The sequence below is a fragment of the Pseudomonas sp. P5_152 genome, from assembly GCF_033989915.1.
Classification (GTDB): Bacteria; Pseudomonadota; Gammaproteobacteria; order Pseudomonadales; family Pseudomonadaceae; genus Aquipseudomonas.
Genome location: NZ_JASFAH010000002.1, coordinates 396,193 through 413,085, shown reverse-complemented (window position 1 = coordinate 413,085; position 16,893 = coordinate 396,193). Strand labels below are relative to the sequence as shown.

General features: G+C 64.9%; 17 protein-coding genes. 6 read left to right on the top strand and 11 right to left on the bottom strand.

What is annotated here, in order from left to right; genetic code table 11:
- Positions 1 to 31: 31 nt before the first annotated feature.
- From QMK50_RS01670 to QMK50_RS01635, 8 genes are all read right to left on the bottom strand, one after another.
- Positions 32 to 775, bottom strand: a complete 744-nt coding sequence (locus tag QMK50_RS01670; RefSeq protein ID WP_320332331.1) for an ABC transporter ATP-binding protein — start codon at positions 773 to 775, stop codon at positions 32 to 34.
- On the bottom strand, positions 763 to 1,608 hold the full coding sequence (locus tag QMK50_RS01665; protein WP_320332330.1) for an ABC transporter ATP-binding protein: 846 nt from the start codon (positions 1,606 to 1,608) through the stop codon (positions 763 to 765). The genes QMK50_RS01670 and QMK50_RS01665 overlap by 13 nt, the downstream gene beginning before the upstream one ends.
- 8 nt (positions 1,609 to 1,616) lie before the next feature.
- Positions 1,617 to 2,522 (bottom strand): ABC transporter permease, encoded by a 906-nt coding sequence (locus QMK50_RS01660; RefSeq protein WP_320332329.1) that lies wholly within the window; start codon positions 2,520 to 2,522, stop codon positions 1,617 to 1,619.
- Positions 2,519 to 3,586, bottom strand: a complete 1,068-nt coding sequence (locus QMK50_RS01655) for an ABC transporter permease (RefSeq protein WP_320332328.1) — start codon at positions 3,584 to 3,586, stop codon at positions 2,519 to 2,521. Before QMK50_RS01655 ends, QMK50_RS01660 begins: the two co-directional genes overlap by 4 nt.
- Before the next feature lie 25 nt (positions 3,587 to 3,611).
- Positions 3,612 to 5,000: an aminotransferase gene (locus QMK50_RS01650; RefSeq protein WP_320332327.1), complete on the bottom strand. Its 1,389-nt coding sequence runs from the start codon at positions 4,998 to 5,000 to the stop codon at positions 3,612 to 3,614.
- Entirely contained in the window at positions 4,997 to 6,103 is a 1,107-nt protein-coding gene (locus tag QMK50_RS01645; protein WP_320332326.1) for an LLM class flavin-dependent oxidoreductase, read from the bottom strand. Before QMK50_RS01645 ends, QMK50_RS01650 begins: the two co-directional genes overlap by 4 nt.
- The gene (locus tag QMK50_RS01640) at positions 6,100 to 7,329 is read right to left on the bottom strand and encodes an acyl-CoA dehydrogenase family protein (protein ID WP_320332325.1); all 1,230 of its coding nucleotides are present in this window, start codon (positions 7,327 to 7,329) and stop codon (positions 6,100 to 6,102) included. Before QMK50_RS01640 ends, QMK50_RS01645 begins: the two co-directional genes overlap by 4 nt.
- Positions 7,330 to 7,591: 262 nt before the next feature.
- Entirely contained in the window at positions 7,592 to 8,485 is an 894-nt protein-coding gene (locus QMK50_RS01635) for a LysR family transcriptional regulator (RefSeq protein ID WP_320332324.1), read from the bottom strand.
- A gap of 119 nt (positions 8,486 to 8,604) precedes the next feature.
- Between QMK50_RS01635 and QMK50_RS01630 the strand changes: the two genes are divergently transcribed.
- The gene (locus QMK50_RS01630; RefSeq protein WP_320332323.1) at positions 8,605 to 9,213 is read left to right on the top strand and encodes a cysteine dioxygenase; all 609 of its coding nucleotides are present in this window, start codon (positions 8,605 to 8,607) and stop codon (positions 9,211 to 9,213) included.
- The gene (locus QMK50_RS01625; RefSeq protein WP_320332322.1) at positions 9,210 to 10,793 is read left to right on the top strand and encodes a rhodanese homology domain-containing protein; all 1,584 of its coding nucleotides are present in this window, start codon (positions 9,210 to 9,212) and stop codon (positions 10,791 to 10,793) included. The genes QMK50_RS01630 and QMK50_RS01625 overlap by 4 nt, the downstream gene beginning before the upstream one ends.
- A gap of 19 nt (positions 10,794 to 10,812) precedes the next feature.
- Here the strand turns inward: QMK50_RS01625 and QMK50_RS01620 are convergent, their stop codons facing one another.
- The gene (locus tag QMK50_RS01620; protein ID WP_095168690.1) at positions 10,813 to 11,727 is read right to left on the bottom strand and encodes a LysR family transcriptional regulator; all 915 of its coding nucleotides are present in this window, start codon (positions 11,725 to 11,727) and stop codon (positions 10,813 to 10,815) included.
- A gap of 192 nt (positions 11,728 to 11,919) precedes the next feature.
- Here QMK50_RS01620 and QMK50_RS01615 point away from each other — a divergent pair, with 192 nt between their 5' ends.
- The 4 genes from QMK50_RS01615 to QMK50_RS01600 all read left to right on the top strand — a co-directional run bounded on the left by QMK50_RS01615 (position 11,920) and on the right by QMK50_RS01600 (position 15,194).
- The gene (locus QMK50_RS01615; RefSeq protein WP_095168691.1) at positions 11,920 to 13,095 is read left to right on the top strand and encodes a M20 aminoacylase family protein; all 1,176 of its coding nucleotides are present in this window, start codon (positions 11,920 to 11,922) and stop codon (positions 13,093 to 13,095) included.
- Between the two features lie 48 nt (positions 13,096 to 13,143).
- Positions 13,144 to 13,923, top strand: a complete 780-nt coding sequence (locus QMK50_RS01610) for an ABC transporter substrate-binding protein (protein ID WP_320332321.1) — start codon at positions 13,144 to 13,146, stop codon at positions 13,921 to 13,923.
- 10 nt (positions 13,924 to 13,933) lie between these two features.
- Positions 13,934 to 14,788, top strand: a complete 855-nt coding sequence (locus QMK50_RS01605; protein ID WP_320332320.1) for a phytanoyl-CoA dioxygenase family protein — start codon at positions 13,934 to 13,936, stop codon at positions 14,786 to 14,788.
- A 76-nt stretch (positions 14,789 to 14,864) separates the two neighbouring features.
- The gene (locus QMK50_RS01600) at positions 14,865 to 15,194 is read left to right on the top strand and encodes a hypothetical protein (RefSeq protein ID WP_095168694.1); all 330 of its coding nucleotides are present in this window, start codon (positions 14,865 to 14,867) and stop codon (positions 15,192 to 15,194) included.
- A gap of 43 nt (positions 15,195 to 15,237) precedes the next feature.
- On the opposite strand, the gene QMK50_RS01595 is transcribed toward QMK50_RS01600, so the two are convergent.
- Positions 15,238 to 15,750: a PaaI family thioesterase gene (locus QMK50_RS01595; RefSeq protein WP_320332319.1), complete on the bottom strand. Its 513-nt coding sequence runs from the start codon at positions 15,748 to 15,750 to the stop codon at positions 15,238 to 15,240.
- 90 nt (positions 15,751 to 15,840) lie between these two features.
- Positions 15,841 to 16,797 (bottom strand): helix-turn-helix domain-containing protein, encoded by a 957-nt coding sequence (locus QMK50_RS01590; RefSeq protein WP_320332318.1) that lies wholly within the window; start codon positions 16,795 to 16,797, stop codon positions 15,841 to 15,843.
- Between the last annotated feature and the right edge of the window lie 96 nt (positions 16,798 to 16,893).

Here is a 16,893-nt window from a genome sequence, read left to right as displayed (position 1 = left end):
TAGCGAGTTCTTCGGTGGTTGGGACTGGGGTTCAGAACGCGGCGGCGCTCAACAGTGATTGGGTGTAGGGGTGGCTGACGTGACCGGCGGCCAGTTGTTCGCGCCCCAGCACTTCGACGAAGGCGCCGTGCTGCATGATCGCAACCTCCTCGCACAGGTGCGCGACCACGGCCAGGTCATGGCTGACCAGCACGTAGCTCAGGCCCCGCTCGCGGCGCAGCCGAGACAACAGGTTCAACACTTCGGCCTGGACGGAGACGTCCAGCGCCGAGGTCGGTTCATCCAGCAGCAGCAACCGGGGTTCCACCAGCAGGGCACGGGCAATGCTGATGCGCTGGCGTTGACCTCCCGACAGTTGGGCCGGGAAGCGAAAGCGGATCGAGCGAGGCAGAGCGACGCTGTCCAGGGCGTCGAGGATGCGCGTCTCATGCCGGTCGAAGCCATGGATCTGCAAGGGCTCACGGAGAATCTCGTCCACCGTGTGCGCCGGGTTCAGTGCGGCCAGCGGGTCCTGGAAAACGATTTGCAGCACGCGGCGCTGGGCCTTGCTGCGCCGCCGTGCCTGGGGTTCGCCGAACACCTCGATGCGTCCGCTCCAGCGTTCATCCACGCCGGCGATCGCCTTGAGAATGCTGCTCTTGCCACAACCGGACTCGCCGACGATCCCCAGGCTCTGGCCTTCACCCAGGTGCAGGGAGATACCCGCCACCACCTTGTGCGGACCATGATTGATTGCCAACTGGGTGATCGACAATGCCGCGTTCACACTGCCCATGCAGGGTCCCTCTGTAAGGTCGGTAGGTCGTGGCCACTGCGGGCCAGGCTTGGGCGGCAAGCCAGCAGGCCTTGGCTGTAAGGGTGGCGCGCAGCGTGTACGGCGCCACCCGCCAACGTCTCGACGACGCGGCCGGCGTACATCACCAACACGCGGTCGGCGAAGCCAGCGACCAGGTCCAGGTCGTGGCTGATCAGCACCAGGCCCATGTTGCGCTGGCGCACCTGGCGGTCGATCAGGTCGAGGATGGTGCGCCGCACCATGCTGTCCAGGGCGGAGGTGGCTTCGTCGGCGATCAGCAGATCCGGCTCGCCGGCCAGCACCATGGCGATCATCACGCGCTGGCCCATGCCCCCGGACAGTTGGTGCGGATACAGCGCCATGACCCGCTGCGGTTCGCGGATGTCCACGTCGGCCAGCAACTCCAGGGCCCGGTGCCGGGCCTGTTGGCTCGACAGCGACCAGTGCCAGCGCAGCATCTCTTGCAACTGTGCACCCACGTTGCGTTGCGGGTTGAGGCCCTGGCGCGGGTCCTGGACGATCATGCCGATGCGCCGGCCGCGCAGGGCCGATTGTTGTTTTTCGTCCAGGCCCAGCAGCGGCGCACCGGCAAATCGTGCCTGGCCGCTGACCTGGGCACTGGCCGGCAGCAGGCCGAGCAGCGCGCGGAAACTGACGGACTTGCCCGAGCCGGATTCACCGACCACCGCCAAGCGCTCGCGGCCCAGGCGCAGGCTTACACCACGTACGGCGGGTACCGGTCCGGCAGGACCGTTGAAGCGCACGTGCAGGTCGTCGACTTCCAGCAGTGGGGGCGTGGTTGACGTATTCATCTCATCTCCTAGCGGGTGGCGGGGCCGATCAGGTCGCGCAGTGCGTCACCGCACAGGTTGAAGCCAAGGCCGGCGGACAGGATCAGCAGGCCCGGGCAGGTCGCGACCCACCAGGCCTCGAACACCAGGGAGCGCCCGTCGGCGACCATGGCGCCCCATTCCGCCTGGGGAGGTGGCAGGCCCAGGCCGAGGAAACCCAGGCCGGCGACAATCAGGATGATCCCCGGTGCGTCCAGCGCGGCGCGCACTACCATCGATGGCATGCACAGAGGCAAGGCGTGGCGCCACAGCAGGCGCCAGGGTGAGGCGCCCAGTGTGCAGGCGGCCTGGATGAACTCCGCGCGGCGCAGGGAGGCGGCTTCGCTGCGAGCGATTCGCGCATACGGCGTCCAGCCGGTGAGGGTGATTGCCAGTACCGCCGTCCACAAGCCGGCGCCCAGGGAGGCCGCCACGGCAAGGGCGAGGATCAGCCGGGGAAAGGCCATGAAGATATCGGTAATACGCATCAGGACCCGGTCCAGCCACCCGCCGAACAGTCCGGCCGCCGCGCCAATCAAGGTGCCCAGGGGCGCACTCAATGCCAGCGAGGCCAGCACCACCAGCAAGGTCGGACGGGCACCCCACAGGGCGCGGGAGAAAATATCCCGGCCCAGGCTGTCGGTGCCAAACCAGTGCTGGGCCGAGGGCGGCGAGAGACGTTCGCTCAGTACCTGCGCCAGGGGGTCTTGCAGCGCCAGCCACGGCGCGGCGAGCGCGAGTACGGCGAGCAGGCCGACGATCAACAGGCCGAGCATGCCCACCGGGCTGGCCGCATAACGACGGGCGAAGCGATAGAGATTGCCCAGGCGTGCCTGCAGGCGATGGCGTGGCTCATCGCAGGTCAGCCAGGCGTGGGTGAGGGCGTAGGCTTTCATTGGACACGGGCTCGCGGATCAAGCAGGACCAACAGCGCATCGCTGCACATGTTGAAGCTCAGATAGACCACGCCCACCACCAGGGTGGCGGCGAGCACGGCAGGGATGTCGGCGGCAAACAGCGACTCGGTAATGAACATGCCCAGGCCTGGCCAGGCGAACACGGTCTCGGTGAGTACCGCGCCTTCCAGCAGATAGGCATAGGCCATCACCGTCACTGCCAGGATTGGTCCGGCGGCGTTCGGCAATGCGTAGCGCCACAGGATGCGCGACGACGAGAAGCCCTTGAGGCGCAGCACCAGGATGTAGTCCTGATGCAGTTGTGCCAGGACAAAACTGCGGGTCATGCGGGCGATGTAGCCCAGTGCGACCAGACCCAGCAGGGCGCCCGGCAGCACAATGTGCGACAGCGCGTTGGCGAAGGCCGCCATGTCGCCGGCCAGCAGGCAATCGAGCAGCACCAGGCCGCTGACCTCCGGGATCGAATACTGGTAGGCGATATCCAGCCGACCCGGTCCGCCGACCCATTCCAGCTTGGCGTAGAACAGCAGCAAGGCCACCAGCCCCAGCCAGAACACCGGGATCGAATGACCGAGCAGCGACACCACGCGACCCAGGTGATCCACCAGGCGTCCCTCATGCCGAGCACACAGCACACCCAAGGGAATCCCCAGCAGGGTGCCGAACAGCATGCCCAAAGTGGCCAGCTCCAGGGTCGCTGGAAAGAAGCGCAGGATATCGCTGGCGATGGGGTTGCTGGTCACCAGTGACGTACCGAAATCACCGTGGAGCATGTCCCGTACATAGAGCGCGAACTGCTCGTAAAGCGGGCGGTCCAGGCGCATCTCGACGAACACCTTGTCGTACAGCGCCTTGGATGCGCGGTCGCCGATCACGCTGAGTACGGGATCGGCAGGCAGCAGGCGGCCGATGGCAAAGGTGACAAACAACAGCCCTAGCAAGGTCCCGGCAATGCTCAACAGCGCGTAGACCAGGCGCAACACTCGGCGTACGGCACTGCGGGTCCATTGCGGCAGCGCCAGGCGCGAGGGTGCGCTGAACAAGTTGACCTCCTGGTGCATGCTCACCTCAGGCCCGCTGCGCATCGAGTTGAGCGACGTACCGCTGGGCATCGTCCAGGGCGCGCGCCAGGCCGTCGAACAACTGGTCGATCAATGCCTCGTCGATGATCAGGGGCGGGCACAGGGCAATCGCATTGCCGATGGCGCGCACGATGACGCCGTGCTCCTGGGCGGCATTCTGAATCCAGTCACCCAACCGCCACTGCGCCGGGAAGGGACTGCGGTTGCGCTTGTCGGCCGCGATTTCCAGCGCGCCGAGCAGACCGACCCCGCGCACATCGCTGACCAGCGGGTGGTCGGCGAGGCTGTGCAGGCGCCGCAGGAAGTGCGGTGACACCTGTTGTACATGGTCGACGATCTTGCGCTCTTCATAGAGGCGCAAGGTTTCCAGGGCCACCGCCGCCGCCACCGGGTGCGCCGCGTAGGTGGTGCCATGGGCGAAGGCGCCGAGCTTGCCACTGGCCTGGCGCAGCACCTCGTCAATCGCGTCGCTGACCAGCAAGGCGGAGATCGGCTGGTAGGCCGAGGACAGGCCCTTGGCGACTGACATCAGGTCCGGTTGCAGGTCGTAGGTCTGGCTGCCGAACAATTGGCCAGTGCGGCCGAAACCGGTGATGACTTCGTCGACGATGAACAGGATGTCGTGCTTGCGCAGCAGGGCCTGGACCCGCGGGAAATAGTTCGGCGGAGGCAGGATCACGCCGCCGGAACCGATCACCGGCTCAGCAATGAAGGCCGCGATGGTCTCGGGGCCTTCGCGCAGAATCAGAGCTTCAAGGTTGCCGACAATACGATCGCTGAAGGCCTGCGCGGTTTCACCCGGAAGACCGGCGTGATAATGGCTGGGGCTGTCGGTGTGCAGGATGCCGCTGATGGGCAGGTCGAATTCGGCGTGGATCGGTGGCAGGCCCGTCAGGCTGCCGGAGGCGACCGTGATGCCGTGATAACCCTGGCGGCGAGCGATGATCTTTTTCTTCAGGGGCCGGCCGAGCACGTTGTTGTAGTACCACACCAGCTTTACCGCGCTGTCGTTGGCCTCGGAGCCGGAGTTGGCGAACAGCACGTGGTTCAGATGTCCCGGTGCCAACTGCGCGAGTTTCTCGGCCAGTTCGATCCCCGGCACGTGGCTGCGGTGGTTGAAGCTGTGGTAGTAGGGCAGCACTTGCAGTTGCTGGTGGGCGGCGTCCACCAGGCGCTGTTCGGAAAACCCCAGGCTGGTGCACCACAGGCCCGACATCCCCTCGAGATAGCGCCGGCCCTGGTCGTCGAAGACATGGCAGCCTTCGCCACGCACGATCACCGTGGGCCCGCGCTCGGCATGGGCGTCGAGGTTGCTGTAAGGGTGGATGAAGTGCGCGATGTCCTTGCGCTGGTGGGCGCTGTGGGTCTGGCTCACGAGAGTGCTCCTTGAGTCGTGGAATGGGCGGCGGGAGTCGCCTGGCGTTCGGCGAGCAGTTGGCGGGTCAGGGGAATCAGGCGCCGGCCATAATCGAGGGTGTCCTCCAGGGGGTCGAAGCCACGGATCAGGAAGGTGTCGATCCCCAGGTCGTAGTAGTCGAGAAGGGCCTCGGCCACCTGACGCGCAGTGCCGACCAGGGCGGTCGAATTGCCCCGGGCCCCGAGCAGGCCGGCGATGCCGGTCCACAGGCACTTGTCCAGCCGGCTGCCCTGGGCGGCGGCGGCCAGGAGTCGCCGCGAACCCTCGTTGGCCGGCGTCTGGCGGCCTATGCCATTGCGTTCGGCGAGCGCCGTGGCCTGCTCGAGAATGGCATCGGCGCGGGCCCAGGCCAGTTCTTCGGTGTCGGCCAGGATCGGTCGTAGCGACAGGCTGAAGCGAATCTGCCGGCCATGCCGGGCTGCCTCGGCACGTACCCGTGTCACCAGTTCGCGGACTTGTGCGTAGGTCTCGCCCCACAGCGCATAGACGTCGGCATGCTTGCCGGCCACGCGGATCGCCGCGTCGGACGCGCCGCCGAAATACAGCGGGATGTGCGGGGTCTGCGGCGACTTGATCAGCGAGATGGCCTGTTCGACCTGGTAGTAGTGGCCGCTGAAATCGAACGGCGTATCGTGGCTCCACTCGCGGCGTAGCACCTCCAGGTATTCGTCGGTGCGCGCGTAGCGGGTGTCCTTGTCGATGAAACTGCCGTCCTGGCGCAATTCGGCATCGTCGCCGCCGGTGATGATGTGCACCGCGGTGCGCCCACCGTTGAGGGCGTCCAGGGTGGCGAACTGTCTGGCCGCCAGGGTGGGTGCGATGAATCCTGGGCGGTGGGCGATCAACACCTTGAGGCGTCGGGTCACGCTGGCGGCGTGGGCGGCCACGAAAGAGCTGTCCGCGCTGGTGGAGTGCTGCGCTATCAATGCCAGGTCGAAGCCTGCCTCATCGTGGGCGCGGGCCAGTTGCTCGATATAGTCGCGGTCCAGGTGCGGGCCCGTGCGAGGGTGGATTTCCGAGGCGTGGTGGGTGCCGATAAAACCGATGAATTCGATGCTCATGCCGAGGCTCCTTGGTGTCGGTGGGTGAAGGCGGCCTTGCCCGCGCCGATCAGGATGGTGTCGTTCTGGGGGGTATGGATGCGACTGCAGAGCACGTCGCGATAGTGCCGTTGCAGGGCGTTGCGCCGGGCCAGGCCGGGGTTGCCGGCGGCCTCGATGGCCAGTTCGACCGCGCGGATGGCGTTGCCGGTGACCAGGTATTTGAGCTGTCCGGCGCTGCACGCGGGGCTGTGTCCCTGGGCGGCGGCATCGAGCAGGGTACGGTTGGCGAACAGCAGGGTATCGATGTGGCCGACCACCTCCTGAAAACGCGGCAGGCTTGCCAGAGGCGCGCCGAGGTTGCTCGGCTGGCGCTCCAGCAACCAGTCCACCAGCCAGTCGCGGGCAGCCCGGGCGACGCCGTCGTAGACCGCCGAGAGCAGGACCGCCATCCATTGCTGGCCGACCCCATCCAGTTCCGGTTGTGGTGCGCTCAAGGGGCTGACGCTGACGGCATGCTCCAGGGGCAGATGCACGTCATCGAAGATCACTTCGTGACTGCAGGTGGCGCGCATGCCCAGGTGGTCCCAGTCCTCGACGATGCGGATACCGGGCATGTCTTTGTGCACCAGCCAGACGCCTACCAGCGGGTCGGGGTCGTCGCTGCGGCCCCACACGGCATACCAGCTCAGGCCGTAGCTGCCGGTGGAGTAGATCTTGCGCCCGCTCAGGCGCCAGCCATCAGTGCGGCGCCGGGCCAGTGTCGCGGGGAGGCCGCCACGGGCGGGGGTGCCGAGGTCGGGCTCGACCCGCAGGGCATTGATCAGCGCGCCATGGTTGACGGCATCACGGGCAACCCGTTCGCGCAAGGCCTGTGGCCAGCGTCGGGTGCTGTGCAAACGCGCATGTTGCAGGTATTGCATGACCAGGATCAGGGCCGTGGAGGGTTCACCCTGGGCAACGGCTCCGATCACTTGACTCGCCTGGGCCAGATCGCCTCCCAGGCCACCCAGCTCTTTGGGCACGGTCAGTGCGAGCAGGCCATGGCGGTGCAGCAGATCGAAATTAGCCTGGGGGAAGGCGCCAGTGCGGTCGTAGTCGTCGGCGGTGCTTGCCAGCTGGACACTCAGGCTTTGCAGCAGCTCGGCAAAAGACCGGGTACCGGGGCTGTCGGTTACATTGGGCGTTGCTTGGACCGGCCCGGTGGACCGGGCAGGCGGAATCTTGGCGCAGGATGGTGACGACATGGACGTCCCTCGTCATGGTGCGGAATAGCCGCATTCGGGTGTCCTCCACCTGGCGAGGGGTCGGTCATGGAGCAAACTTATTTGTATATTCGAGCGCTGTAAAATTCTTTTTTGATCTAAGCTAATTATATAAATATCGCATTATGTTGTTTGTGTAATATGTCGTATGAGAATATTAATCTCGCCCCTGCAGGAGCGAGCAGGCCCGCTCCTGCAGGATCTGGCAATCCACCGGGGGTGATTGCCGTCCAGCCGCCGTGTGTTAGCGCTGGCCGAGCCGCTGGGCGACCAGGCGACCGAACAGCTCGACGGGCTCCTGAAGATTGCCGAGGAAGCGCGGGTGCAGCAGCCAGAGGTCGATCACCGGCTTGAAGTCGCTGACATTGATGACTTCCAGGCGCTCGCGGTGCTGGCTTTTTTCCAGGATCGGCTGGGGCACCAGGCCCAGGCCCATGCCGTTGGCGACCAGGCCCAGTTGCAGTTCGGTACCGAAGGTTTCCAGGTTGATGTGCATCGACAGACCCTGTTCTGACAACGCTCTTTGCAGGCCGGCACGAAAACCGCAGCCATCGGGGTTCAGGACCCAGCCCTGCCGGTAGCAGTCGGCGAGTTTGCAGTTGCGTTTGCGCAGACTGTCCTTGGCGGCGACTACCAGCAGTGGCATGCGTCCGATGGATTGTCCGGCGATCCCTTCGGGAAAGATCTTGCCCGCCGGGAACAGCGCCGCGGCGGCGTCCAGTTCGCCGTTTTCCATCTTGGCCACCAGGTTGCTGCCCCAACCGTTGATGACTTGGGTGCGCAACTCGGGGAAGGCCCCACGAATCTCCTGCAGGGCATGCACCAACACGGCGTCGCCGATGGTTTGCGGCACGCCCAGGCGCAGGGCGCCGCTTGCCGGGCCTGCCGCACCGACCAGCTCGCGCAATGCATCGACCTCGCGCATGACCACCTTGCATTGTTCGTACACCCGCATGCCGATGGTGGTCGGCTTCAGCGGCTTGGTGTTGCGGTCCAGCAGCACCACGCCCAGGTCCTTCTCGAAATTCTGGGTGCGCCGCGTAATGGCCGGCTGGGTCAGTTGCAGGGATTCGGCAGCCTGACTGATCGATTGGCAGCGGACCACTGAGACGAAGGCGTCTATATCATCGATCTTCATTAAACATTCTCATATTAGGTTATGCCAAAAATGTTCTTATAGAATAATCATTCTCTTGCTAGCTTAGTAGCCCTGCAAGCCGTGGACCGGCTTGAATGCCAAAAAAAACAGGGGATACCATGACCGACACTGTCAACCTGGGACGCTTGCACGACTTCATTGGTGCGTTCGCTCAATTGCTCTGCGAGGCGCCAGAGGAAGCGCGAGTGCTGGAGGAGGGCGCCCGTCTGTTGGGCGAGTTGGTCAGGCATGACGACTGGCTGCCCGAGGAATACGCCGAGCCTGACCCACAGCGCTACCGGCAGTTCCTGCTTCATGCGGACTCCCAGCAACGTTTTTCGGTGGTCAGCTTTGTCTGGGGGCCGGGGCAAAGCACACCCATTCACGATCATCGTGTCTGGGGCCTGATCGGCATGTTGCGTGGCGCCGAGCATGCCCAGGGCTACACGCTGGGCGCCGGCGGTGCGCTGCAGGCACTCGGTGCGCCGACCTTGCTTGCGCCGGGTCAGGTGGAAGCCGTGTCCCCACGCATTGGCGATATCCACCGGGTCAGCAATGCCTTTGCCGACCGGGTCTCCATCAGTATTCATGTGTACGGCGCCAACATCGGCGCCGTACACCGCGCCGTCTACGAAGTGGATGGCCGGGAAAAACCGTTCATCTCGGGCTATTCCAATGCCCACCTGCCCAACATCTGGGACTTGTCCAAGGAGCCACACCACCCATGAGTCGTATCCTCACCCGCACCCCTGCCGATATCCGTGCCGCGCTGCTGGCACGCCGGGAACTCGCGTTGCTGGACGTGCGCGAAGAAGACCCTTATGCCCAGGAGCACCCACTGTTCGCTGCCAACCTGCCGTTGTCGCGGCTAGAGCTGGAGGCCTATGCGCGGATTCCCCGGCTCGATACCCCGATCACCCTGTACGACGCTGGCGAGGGCCTGGCGGTCGTTGCCTATGGGCGCCTGCGCGCGCTGGGGTACGTGGATGTGGCCCTGCTCGAAGGTGGCCTGGCGGGATGGCGCGACGCCGGTGGCGAGCTGTTTCGCGACGTCAACGTGCCGAGCAAGGCCTTTGGTGAGTGGGTGGAGTCGCATCGGCATACACCGTCGTTGTCGGCCGAAGAGGTCAAGGCGCTGATCGATGGCCAGGCCAATGTGGTGGTGCTCGATGCGCGGCGCCTGGACGAGTACCAGACCATGAGCATCCCCGGCAGCATCAGCGTGCCGGGCGCCGAACTGGTGTTGCGCGTCGGCGCCCTGGCGCCGGACCCGCAGACTCGGGTCATCGTCAATTGTGCCGGCCGTACCCGCAGCATTATCGGCGCCCAATCGCTGGTCAATGCCGCAATCGCCAACCCGGTGTCGGCGTTACGCAACGGTACCATCGGCTGGACCCTGGCCGGGCAGACGCTGGAACATGGCCAGGCGCGGCGCTTTGACCTGGACGCCACGACCGGCCACGAGCAGGCTGCCGCCAACGCACGGCAGGTGGCTGACCGGGCCGCAGTGGCTCGCCTGAGCCTGGCCGAGCTGCCGGGCTTGCTGGCGCAGAATACCCGCACCACCTACCTGATCGATGTGCGCACACCGCAAGAGTTTATCGCCGGACACCTGCCGGGTTTCCGCTCGGTGCCCGGTGGGCAACTGGTCCAGGAAACGGACCATACCGCCGCCGTTCGTGGCGCCCGGTTGGTGCTGGTGGACAATGACGGGGTGCGCGCCAACATGAGTGCCTCCTGGCTGGCGCAGATGGGGTGGGAGACCTGGGTGCTGGATGACGTCGCCAGCGAGCGGTTCAGCGAACGCGGCGACTGGCAAACCCCCTTGCCTGAGCTACCGCCGGCCGAGCAGATCGATACCACGCAGTTGGGCCTGTGGCTGCAGGACGAAGGCACCGTACTGCTGGACTTCACCAGCAGTGCCAACTACGTCAAGCGGCATATCCCCGGCGCCTGGTTCACCCTGCGCTCGCAATTGCCCCAAGCGCTGGAGCAATTGCCCACGGCCGAGCGCTACGTGCTCACGTGCGGGAGCAGTCTGTTGGCCCGCTTCGCCATCGCCGAGTTGCAGGCGTTGACGGGTAAGCCGGTGTACCTGCTACAGGGCGGTACGGGTGCCTGGATTGACCAGGGGCTGCCCCTTGAGGCGGGAGAGACTCGACTGGCCGCACTGCGTATCGACCGATACCGCCGGCCCTATGAGGGTACCGACAATCCGCGTGAAGCCATGCAGGGTTATCTGGATTGGGAATTTGGCCTGGTCGAGCAACTGCGGCGCGACGCCACCCATGGATTCCAGGTGATCTGAGCCGAGCGGCCAGCGCGCCTCAAACCAGCAAATCCACCGTCTGCAACATGCGTCGATACGGCGAGTGGGCGTGGCCCATCTCGAAGTGGATGGTTTCGATCAGGCATTCCAGGAACCGCTCCGCCGCTGGCCGCAGGGGTTGTCCGCTGCGGCTGATGGCGCCGACCGATGCGCTGCCCACCGGCTCGCGCAAGGGCAGGGCGCACAGGCCTTCGCGTTGTGCGCAGAGCTCCACCAGCGGCCAGGGAAAGACGCTGAGCATATCGGTTTCGCGCAGCAGGCTGAGGATAATCGACAGCGAATGGGCGAAGTGCACATGGCCCTGGGTGGAGATCGTGCCGTCCTGCTGCGACGCCATGATCCAGTCGGCCGCCGCCAGGTCCTCCATGCGCCGGCTGTCCGCCAGCGGGTGTTCCCGGCGGGCCACCACCGCACAGTCGGCGGTGAACAGCGGCAGGTAGGTCAGGTCGGTGCTGGAGAAACGCGTGTCCAGGCGCCCGATGAACAGGTCGACACTGGCATCGCGCAGCAGCGGGCAGGCCACCGATGACAGCCCCTCATAGAGTTCAAGTTGCACCTGCGGGAACAACTGGCGAAAGCGCACCACCGCCTTGGGCATCAGCGTCATTGCCAGCCAGGGGGTCACCGCCACCGACAAACGTCCCACCAGTTCGCCGTTGTTGTCGGCCAGCACCTGGCGTGCGTTGAGCATCTGCGCCACCAGCAGGCGGGCCTGGATCAACAGCTTCTTGCCCAGTTCGGTAAACACGATCCCCGAGGTGTTGCGGATCAGCAACTGGGTCGCGGTGTCGGCCTCCAGCTTCTGGATCGCCTTGGTCACCGCGGCCGGCGAGGTGTCCAGGCGCTTGGCGGCGCCACGGATGCTGCCCGCGTCGGCCACGGCCACCAGTGCATTGAGTTGATAGAACTTCATGGTGTCACCGCTGTTAACCCTGGGTTGCCCTGTTGACTTTCGATTGCCTGTCGGCGCCGGCTCCCTGCCTCTAAGCTCGGACCCATAGCGCCCAAGCCCTGTACCTGTGCCAGGGAGCAACAGGACCTGGCAGAAAACGTCTTGGCACTGTGCGCAATCCCGGCCTGACGTTCAACAAGGAAATTGCTGACCATGACCCAGTCCCTGCCGTTGTTGCAAGAAATCGAACAGGAGATGCGCGCGCTGCGCCATCAGATCCACGCCAACCCCGAACTCGGCTACCAGGAAGTCGAGACCAGCGCCCTGGTCGCCGAGCGCCTGCGCCAGTGGGGATATCAGGTGACGCGCGGGCTGGCGGAGACCGGGGTGATCGGCACCCTGAAAAAAGGCACCAGCAAACGGGTGATCGGCATCCGCGCCGACATGGACGCGCTGCCGATCCTGGAGAAGACCGGCCTGCCGTATGCCAGCCGGATCCCGGGGAAGATGCACGCCTGTGGGCACGACGGGCACACAGTGATGCTGTTGGCGGCGGCCTATGCCCTGGCCCATGACCACCCGTTCGATGGCACCGTGCATTTGATTTTCCAGCCGGCCGAGGAGGGCTTGGCGGGTGCCCGGCGGATGATCCAGGAAGGCGTGCTGGAACAGTTCCCCTGTGACGCGGTGTTCGCGGCGCACAACATGCCCGGCTACCCGGTGGGCAAATTGGGTTTTCGCGCCGGACCGTTCATGGCCTCCGCCGACCAGGTCACGGTGACCATCCACGGCGTGGGTGGCCACGGGGCGATGCCCCATCTGACCGTGGACCCGGTGGTGGTCTGCGCGAGCATCATCATGGCCTTGCAGACCATCGTCTCGCGCAATGTCTCGCCCCAGGACATGAGCGTGATCACCGTCGGCTCGATCAACGCCGGCAAGGCCTCCAACGTGATCCCCGACAGCGCACAGATGCTGATTTCGGTGCGGGCGCTGAACAACACCGTCCGCGACCGCCTCGAAAGCCAGATCAAGCAACTGATCCACGCCCAGGCCCAGGCATTCGGCGCGACCGCCGATATCCACTACAGTGCCGACTACCCGCTGCTGGTCAATGATCCCCAGATGACCCGCTTCGCCAGCCAGGTGGCCACCGACTGGCTGGGGGAGGACGAGGTCCTGAACGACATAGTGCCCTTCAACGGCAGCGAGGATTTCGCCTACTTCCTGCAGCAGGTCCCTGGCTGTTACCTGATCATCGGCAACGGCGACGGGGAAAAAAGCTGCATGGCCCACGACCCGCGCTACGACTTCAACGACGACATCCTGCTTCGGGGTGCCGGTTTCTGGGTCAAGCTGACCGAGGCCTTTTTACCGCTCAACCCTTGAGAATGACGACCTGCCCAACCGTGAAAACCAATAAAAGACGAGGTCTACATGCAACTCTTGAAACTTCGCTACCGCGCCCTGTTGCTCGGCGTACTGTTCGCGCCGCTGGCCCAGGCCCAACCGGTGATCAAATTTGGCGTCGACCCGAGTTACCCTCCGTTCGAACAAAAGCAGCCGGATGGCTCGCTGAGCGGTTTTGATATCGACCTGGGCAACGCCCTGTGTGCCGAATTGCAAGTCAAGTGCATCTGGGTCGAGCAGAATTTCGACGGCATGGTCCCGGCCTTGAAGGCACGCAAGTTCGACGCCATCCTGTCGGCCTTCAGCGCTACCGCCGCGCGCCGCCAGCAGGTGGACTTCAGCGACAAGATCTACACCGCACCGTCGTCGCTGGTGGCCAGGAAAGACAGTGGGCTGCAGCCCACCGCCGCCTCCCTCAAGGGCAAGTCCGTGGGGGTGGTGCAAGGCACCTTGCATGAAGCCTTCGCCCGCGCGCAGTGGGGCAACCAGGGCGTCAATATCCATACCTACCAGACCCAGGACCAGGTGTTTTCCGACCTGATCAACGGGCGCCTGGATGCCACCTTCCAGGCTTCGGTGCAGGCCGATGCCGGGCTGCTGCAAAAACCCCAAGGCCAGGACTTTGCCTTCGCCGGCGAGCCGATCACCGACAAAAGCATCATTGGCGACGGCGTGGCCATCGGCATCCGCAAGAACGAACCCGAGCTCAAGCAGCAACTGAACACCGCCCTGGCCAGCATCCGCCAGTCCGGCGAATACGAGCAGATCGCCAAGAAGTACTTCAACTTCGACATTTACGGTGAGTGAGGCCAACGTCATGAACGAAATGACCCGATTTGCCGATGCCGGCTTTACCTGCCCCATCAGCGCAGAGGCGGTGCAGGCCTACCAGACCCAGGGCGCCGTGTGCATCCGCAACGCTTTTACCCCAGAACAAATCAGCCAGTTGACCGCGGGCATCGAGGCCAACCTGGCCGCTCCCAGCCCACGGGCCAAGGTCGCCAGCAGTGCCAGCGACCCGGGCTGGTTCTTCGAGGACTTCTGCAACTGGCAGGAAAACCGCGACTACCGCGACTTCATCTTCAACTCGGCGCTGGGGCCGATCGCCGGAGCCTTGCTCGGCAGCCAGCAGGTGCGCTTGCACCATGACCACTTGCTGGTCAAGGAGCCCAACACCCGCCAACGTACCCCCTGGCACCAGGACCAGCCGTACTACAACATCAGCGGTTCAGACACCGTGAGTTTCTGGATTCCCGTCGACCCGGTGCCCAGGGCCGCGACCCTGGAATTCATCGGTGGCTCGCACAAGGGCCCGTGGCTGATGCCGCGCTCGTTCATGGACAGCCAGGCCAAATGGTTTGCCGAGGGCACCCTGGGCGAATTGCCCGACATCGAGAATCACCGCGAGGACTTCCCGATCCTCGGCTGGGAGCTGGCGCCGGGGGATATGGTGTGCTTCAACATGCTGACCCTGCATGCGTCTTCAGGGGTGGGCGGAAAAAATCGGCGGCGGGCGTTTTCGGTGCGGGTGATCGGTGATGACGTGCGCCATGCCCCGCGACCCTGGGCGACGTCCCCGGATTTTCCGGGGCTGCGCGAGGCACTGGCCGCCGATGTGCCGATGGAGCACGAACTGTTTCCGCCCCTTTGGCAGCGCCAGCTGCAGCGATAAGGCAATTTGCTGGCCCCTGAGCATTCGATGTGTCGTCAAAATCGCCGGAATTTCAGGCGGTTAAACGGAATATTTAATGCGAAATCTACTCAGCGCGCTGATCCCGGTTGCCCTGGTCAGCGTCGTGGCGTCTGCACAGGCCAAGGAGTTGCCGGCCAACGACCGGTATGTCTGCAGTTGGGGCGCCGGTACTGCGGCCAGGGCCCAGGAGCTCAAGCTGTCGGGGGTTTCCCTGTATGCCGCACGGCAGAAGATCCAGACCTACAAGTTCAACAAGTCGTGGATGCGCATGATGGCCCTGGGTATTACCGAGCAGACCTACGACAGCCCGTCGCGCTTCAAGCCGGCGGCGGTGCGCGAGAGCTTCTACAAGGATTGCCTGCGCTACAAGGTGGCGCGCAAGTAGCGCCAGGGGCGGGCAGCGTCATGGCGCTGTCCGCCCATCATCCTTAAGTGTCCGAAGCGGTCTCGCGCCCGTGGGCGGCAGCGGCCAGTTGTCCGGTGTCGACCCGCACGAACACCGAATCGCCGACGGCGGTGAGCACCTCGCCGGCATACACCTCGCAGATCACCCGGCTCTTGCGCCCGACTTCATCTTCGACCCGCGCGCGCAAGGTCAACGGTACGCCCATGGGGGTGGGCTTGATGAACTTGATGCCCAGGTTGCCGGTGACGCAGTTGATGCGCGGCAGGCTGCCGGGTTCACGCTGTTCGGCGCGGTAGTGGTAGGCCATCACCGCCCAGTTGGAATGGCAGTCCACCAGCATGGCAATCAGCCCGCCATAGACCAGGTCCGGCCAGCCGCAATACTTGGCATCGGGCAGGTGCTCGGCCACCACGTGCACACCATCCTCATGCCAGCGGCTCTTGATGTGCAAGCCATGGGGGTTGCGGCTGCCGCAGCCATAACAAACGCCCTCGGGGGCGGCGGTGTCTTGCAGGGAGGTGTCGAGCACGGGCATTCCTGGGTCCATCCTGAAGAGAAAAACCAAGCCTAGCGGATTTCCTCCTGAAGCAGAACCGCCTGGCATGGGTGGGAGTTGCCCGGGGAGTCAGGTCAGTCGGCTGGCGCGGACTTCGCTGGCCGTACAAGCGAAATGCTGGCGGAAGCTGCGGGTGAACTGCGCCTGATCGCTGAAGCCCCAGCGCATCGCCAGGGCGCCGATCGACAGGTAGCAGTTGGGATCGAGCAGGCCACGGTGCACGGCCTCGAGCCGGCGCCGGCGAATCCACTCGCCCAGGCTGTAGGGGGTGCTGCTGAAGAGTTTATGCAGGTAGCGCACCGACACCCCGCAGGCCTCGGCGATCTGCTGCGGGTTGAGGTCGGGGTTACCCAGCTGTTGTTCAACGTAGCGTTCGATGCGTTGCAGGTGCAGGGCGGCGAGGTTCGAGCTCTCGCTGCTGAGCACGCGCTCGTCGTCGCGCAGGGCCATCAGCAGGGTCGAGAGGGCCTGTTCCAGCAACATGTGGCGCGCGCTGGGAGCACACTCGTCAAAGCGTGCGGCGCACATGGCCAACTGATCGACGAAGATCCGCCCCAGGGCTCGCCGGGCGTCGAAACAAAAGCGTGTATAGCGTTCGGCGCCGCGCAGCTGGCCGTGCAGCGCTTGCTCCGGCAGCTTGAACACCCACAGGTCGTTGTCGCTGGCGTAGTGAAAGCGATAGGGCGCGTCACCGCGCTCGAAAATGAACCCGCCGGGCTGGCAATGCAGGGCGCGGCCGTCCTGCTCGAAATGCACTTCACTGCGCCGGGGCACGGTCACCAGGTAGCAGGCTTGCTGGTCTTCGCTGACCTGGGCCTTGCTGCGCGAATAGCCGAGCTGACTGGAGCGCAGGCGCGACAGGGTCAGGGGGGTGCTGGCGGTTTCCCAGATCTGCAGGTTGCCGCTGAAACGGTCGCTGGCGGCAAATTCCAGCGACAACGGGAAGTAGGCACTGCCGATCGCTTGCGCCCAGCGGGGCTGGCGTTCGCTGTCGGACCAGTGGCGGGTGGAGACGGTGTGTGCCATGGCTGCCCTCGTGTTGTTGTTTTTCTGAGGGCGGCGCCGCCGGTCAAGGACTGGCGGCGCCGCTGGGAGGCCATCATTTGCCAATGTCTACAGGGG

Coding starts and splice junctions, on each gene's coding strand:
- QMK50_RS01660 (WP_320332329.1), bottom strand. CDS start 2,522: ATGAAAGCCTACGCCCTCACCCACGCCTGGCTGACCTGCGATGAGCCA.
- QMK50_RS01635 (WP_320332324.1), bottom strand. CDS start 8,485: ATGAAGATCGATGATATAGACGCCTTCGTCTCAGTGGTCCGCTGCCAA.
- QMK50_RS01665 (WP_320332330.1), bottom strand. CDS start 1,608: ATGAATACGTCAACCACGCCCCCACTGCTGGAAGTCGACGACCTGCAC.
- QMK50_RS01605 (WP_320332320.1), top strand. CDS start 13,934: ATGAACGAAATGACCCGATTTGCCGATGCCGGCTTTACCTGCCCCATC.
- QMK50_RS01620 (WP_095168690.1), bottom strand. CDS start 11,727: ATGAAGTTCTATCAACTCAATGCACTGGTGGCCGTGGCCGACGCGGGC.
- QMK50_RS01600 (WP_095168694.1), top strand. CDS start 14,865: ATGCGAAATCTACTCAGCGCGCTGATCCCGGTTGCCCTGGTCAGCGTC.
- QMK50_RS01610 (WP_320332321.1), top strand. CDS start 13,144: ATGCAACTCTTGAAACTTCGCTACCGCGCCCTGTTGCTCGGCGTACTG.
- QMK50_RS01595 (WP_320332319.1), bottom strand. CDS start 15,750: ATGCCCGTGCTCGACACCTCCCTGCAAGACACCGCCGCCCCCGAGGGC.
- QMK50_RS01640 (WP_320332325.1), bottom strand. CDS start 7,329: ATGTCGTCACCATCCTGCGCCAAGATTCCGCCTGCCCGGTCCACCGGG.
- QMK50_RS01590 (WP_320332318.1), bottom strand. CDS start 16,797: ATGGCACACACCGTCTCCACCCGCCACTGGTCCGACAGCGAACGCCAG.
- QMK50_RS01615 (WP_095168691.1), top strand. CDS start 11,920: ATGACCCAGTCCCTGCCGTTGTTGCAAGAAATCGAACAGGAGATGCGC.
- QMK50_RS01630 (WP_320332323.1), top strand. CDS start 8,605: ATGACCGACACTGTCAACCTGGGACGCTTGCACGACTTCATTGGTGCG.
- QMK50_RS01645 (WP_320332326.1), bottom strand. CDS start 6,103: ATGAGCATCGAATTCATCGGTTTTATCGGCACCCACCACGCCTCGGAA.
- QMK50_RS01625 (WP_320332322.1), top strand. CDS start 9,210: ATGAGTCGTATCCTCACCCGCACCCCTGCCGATATCCGTGCCGCGCTG.
- QMK50_RS01670 (WP_320332331.1), bottom strand. CDS start 775: ATGGGCAGTGTGAACGCGGCATTGTCGATCACCCAGTTGGCAATCAAT.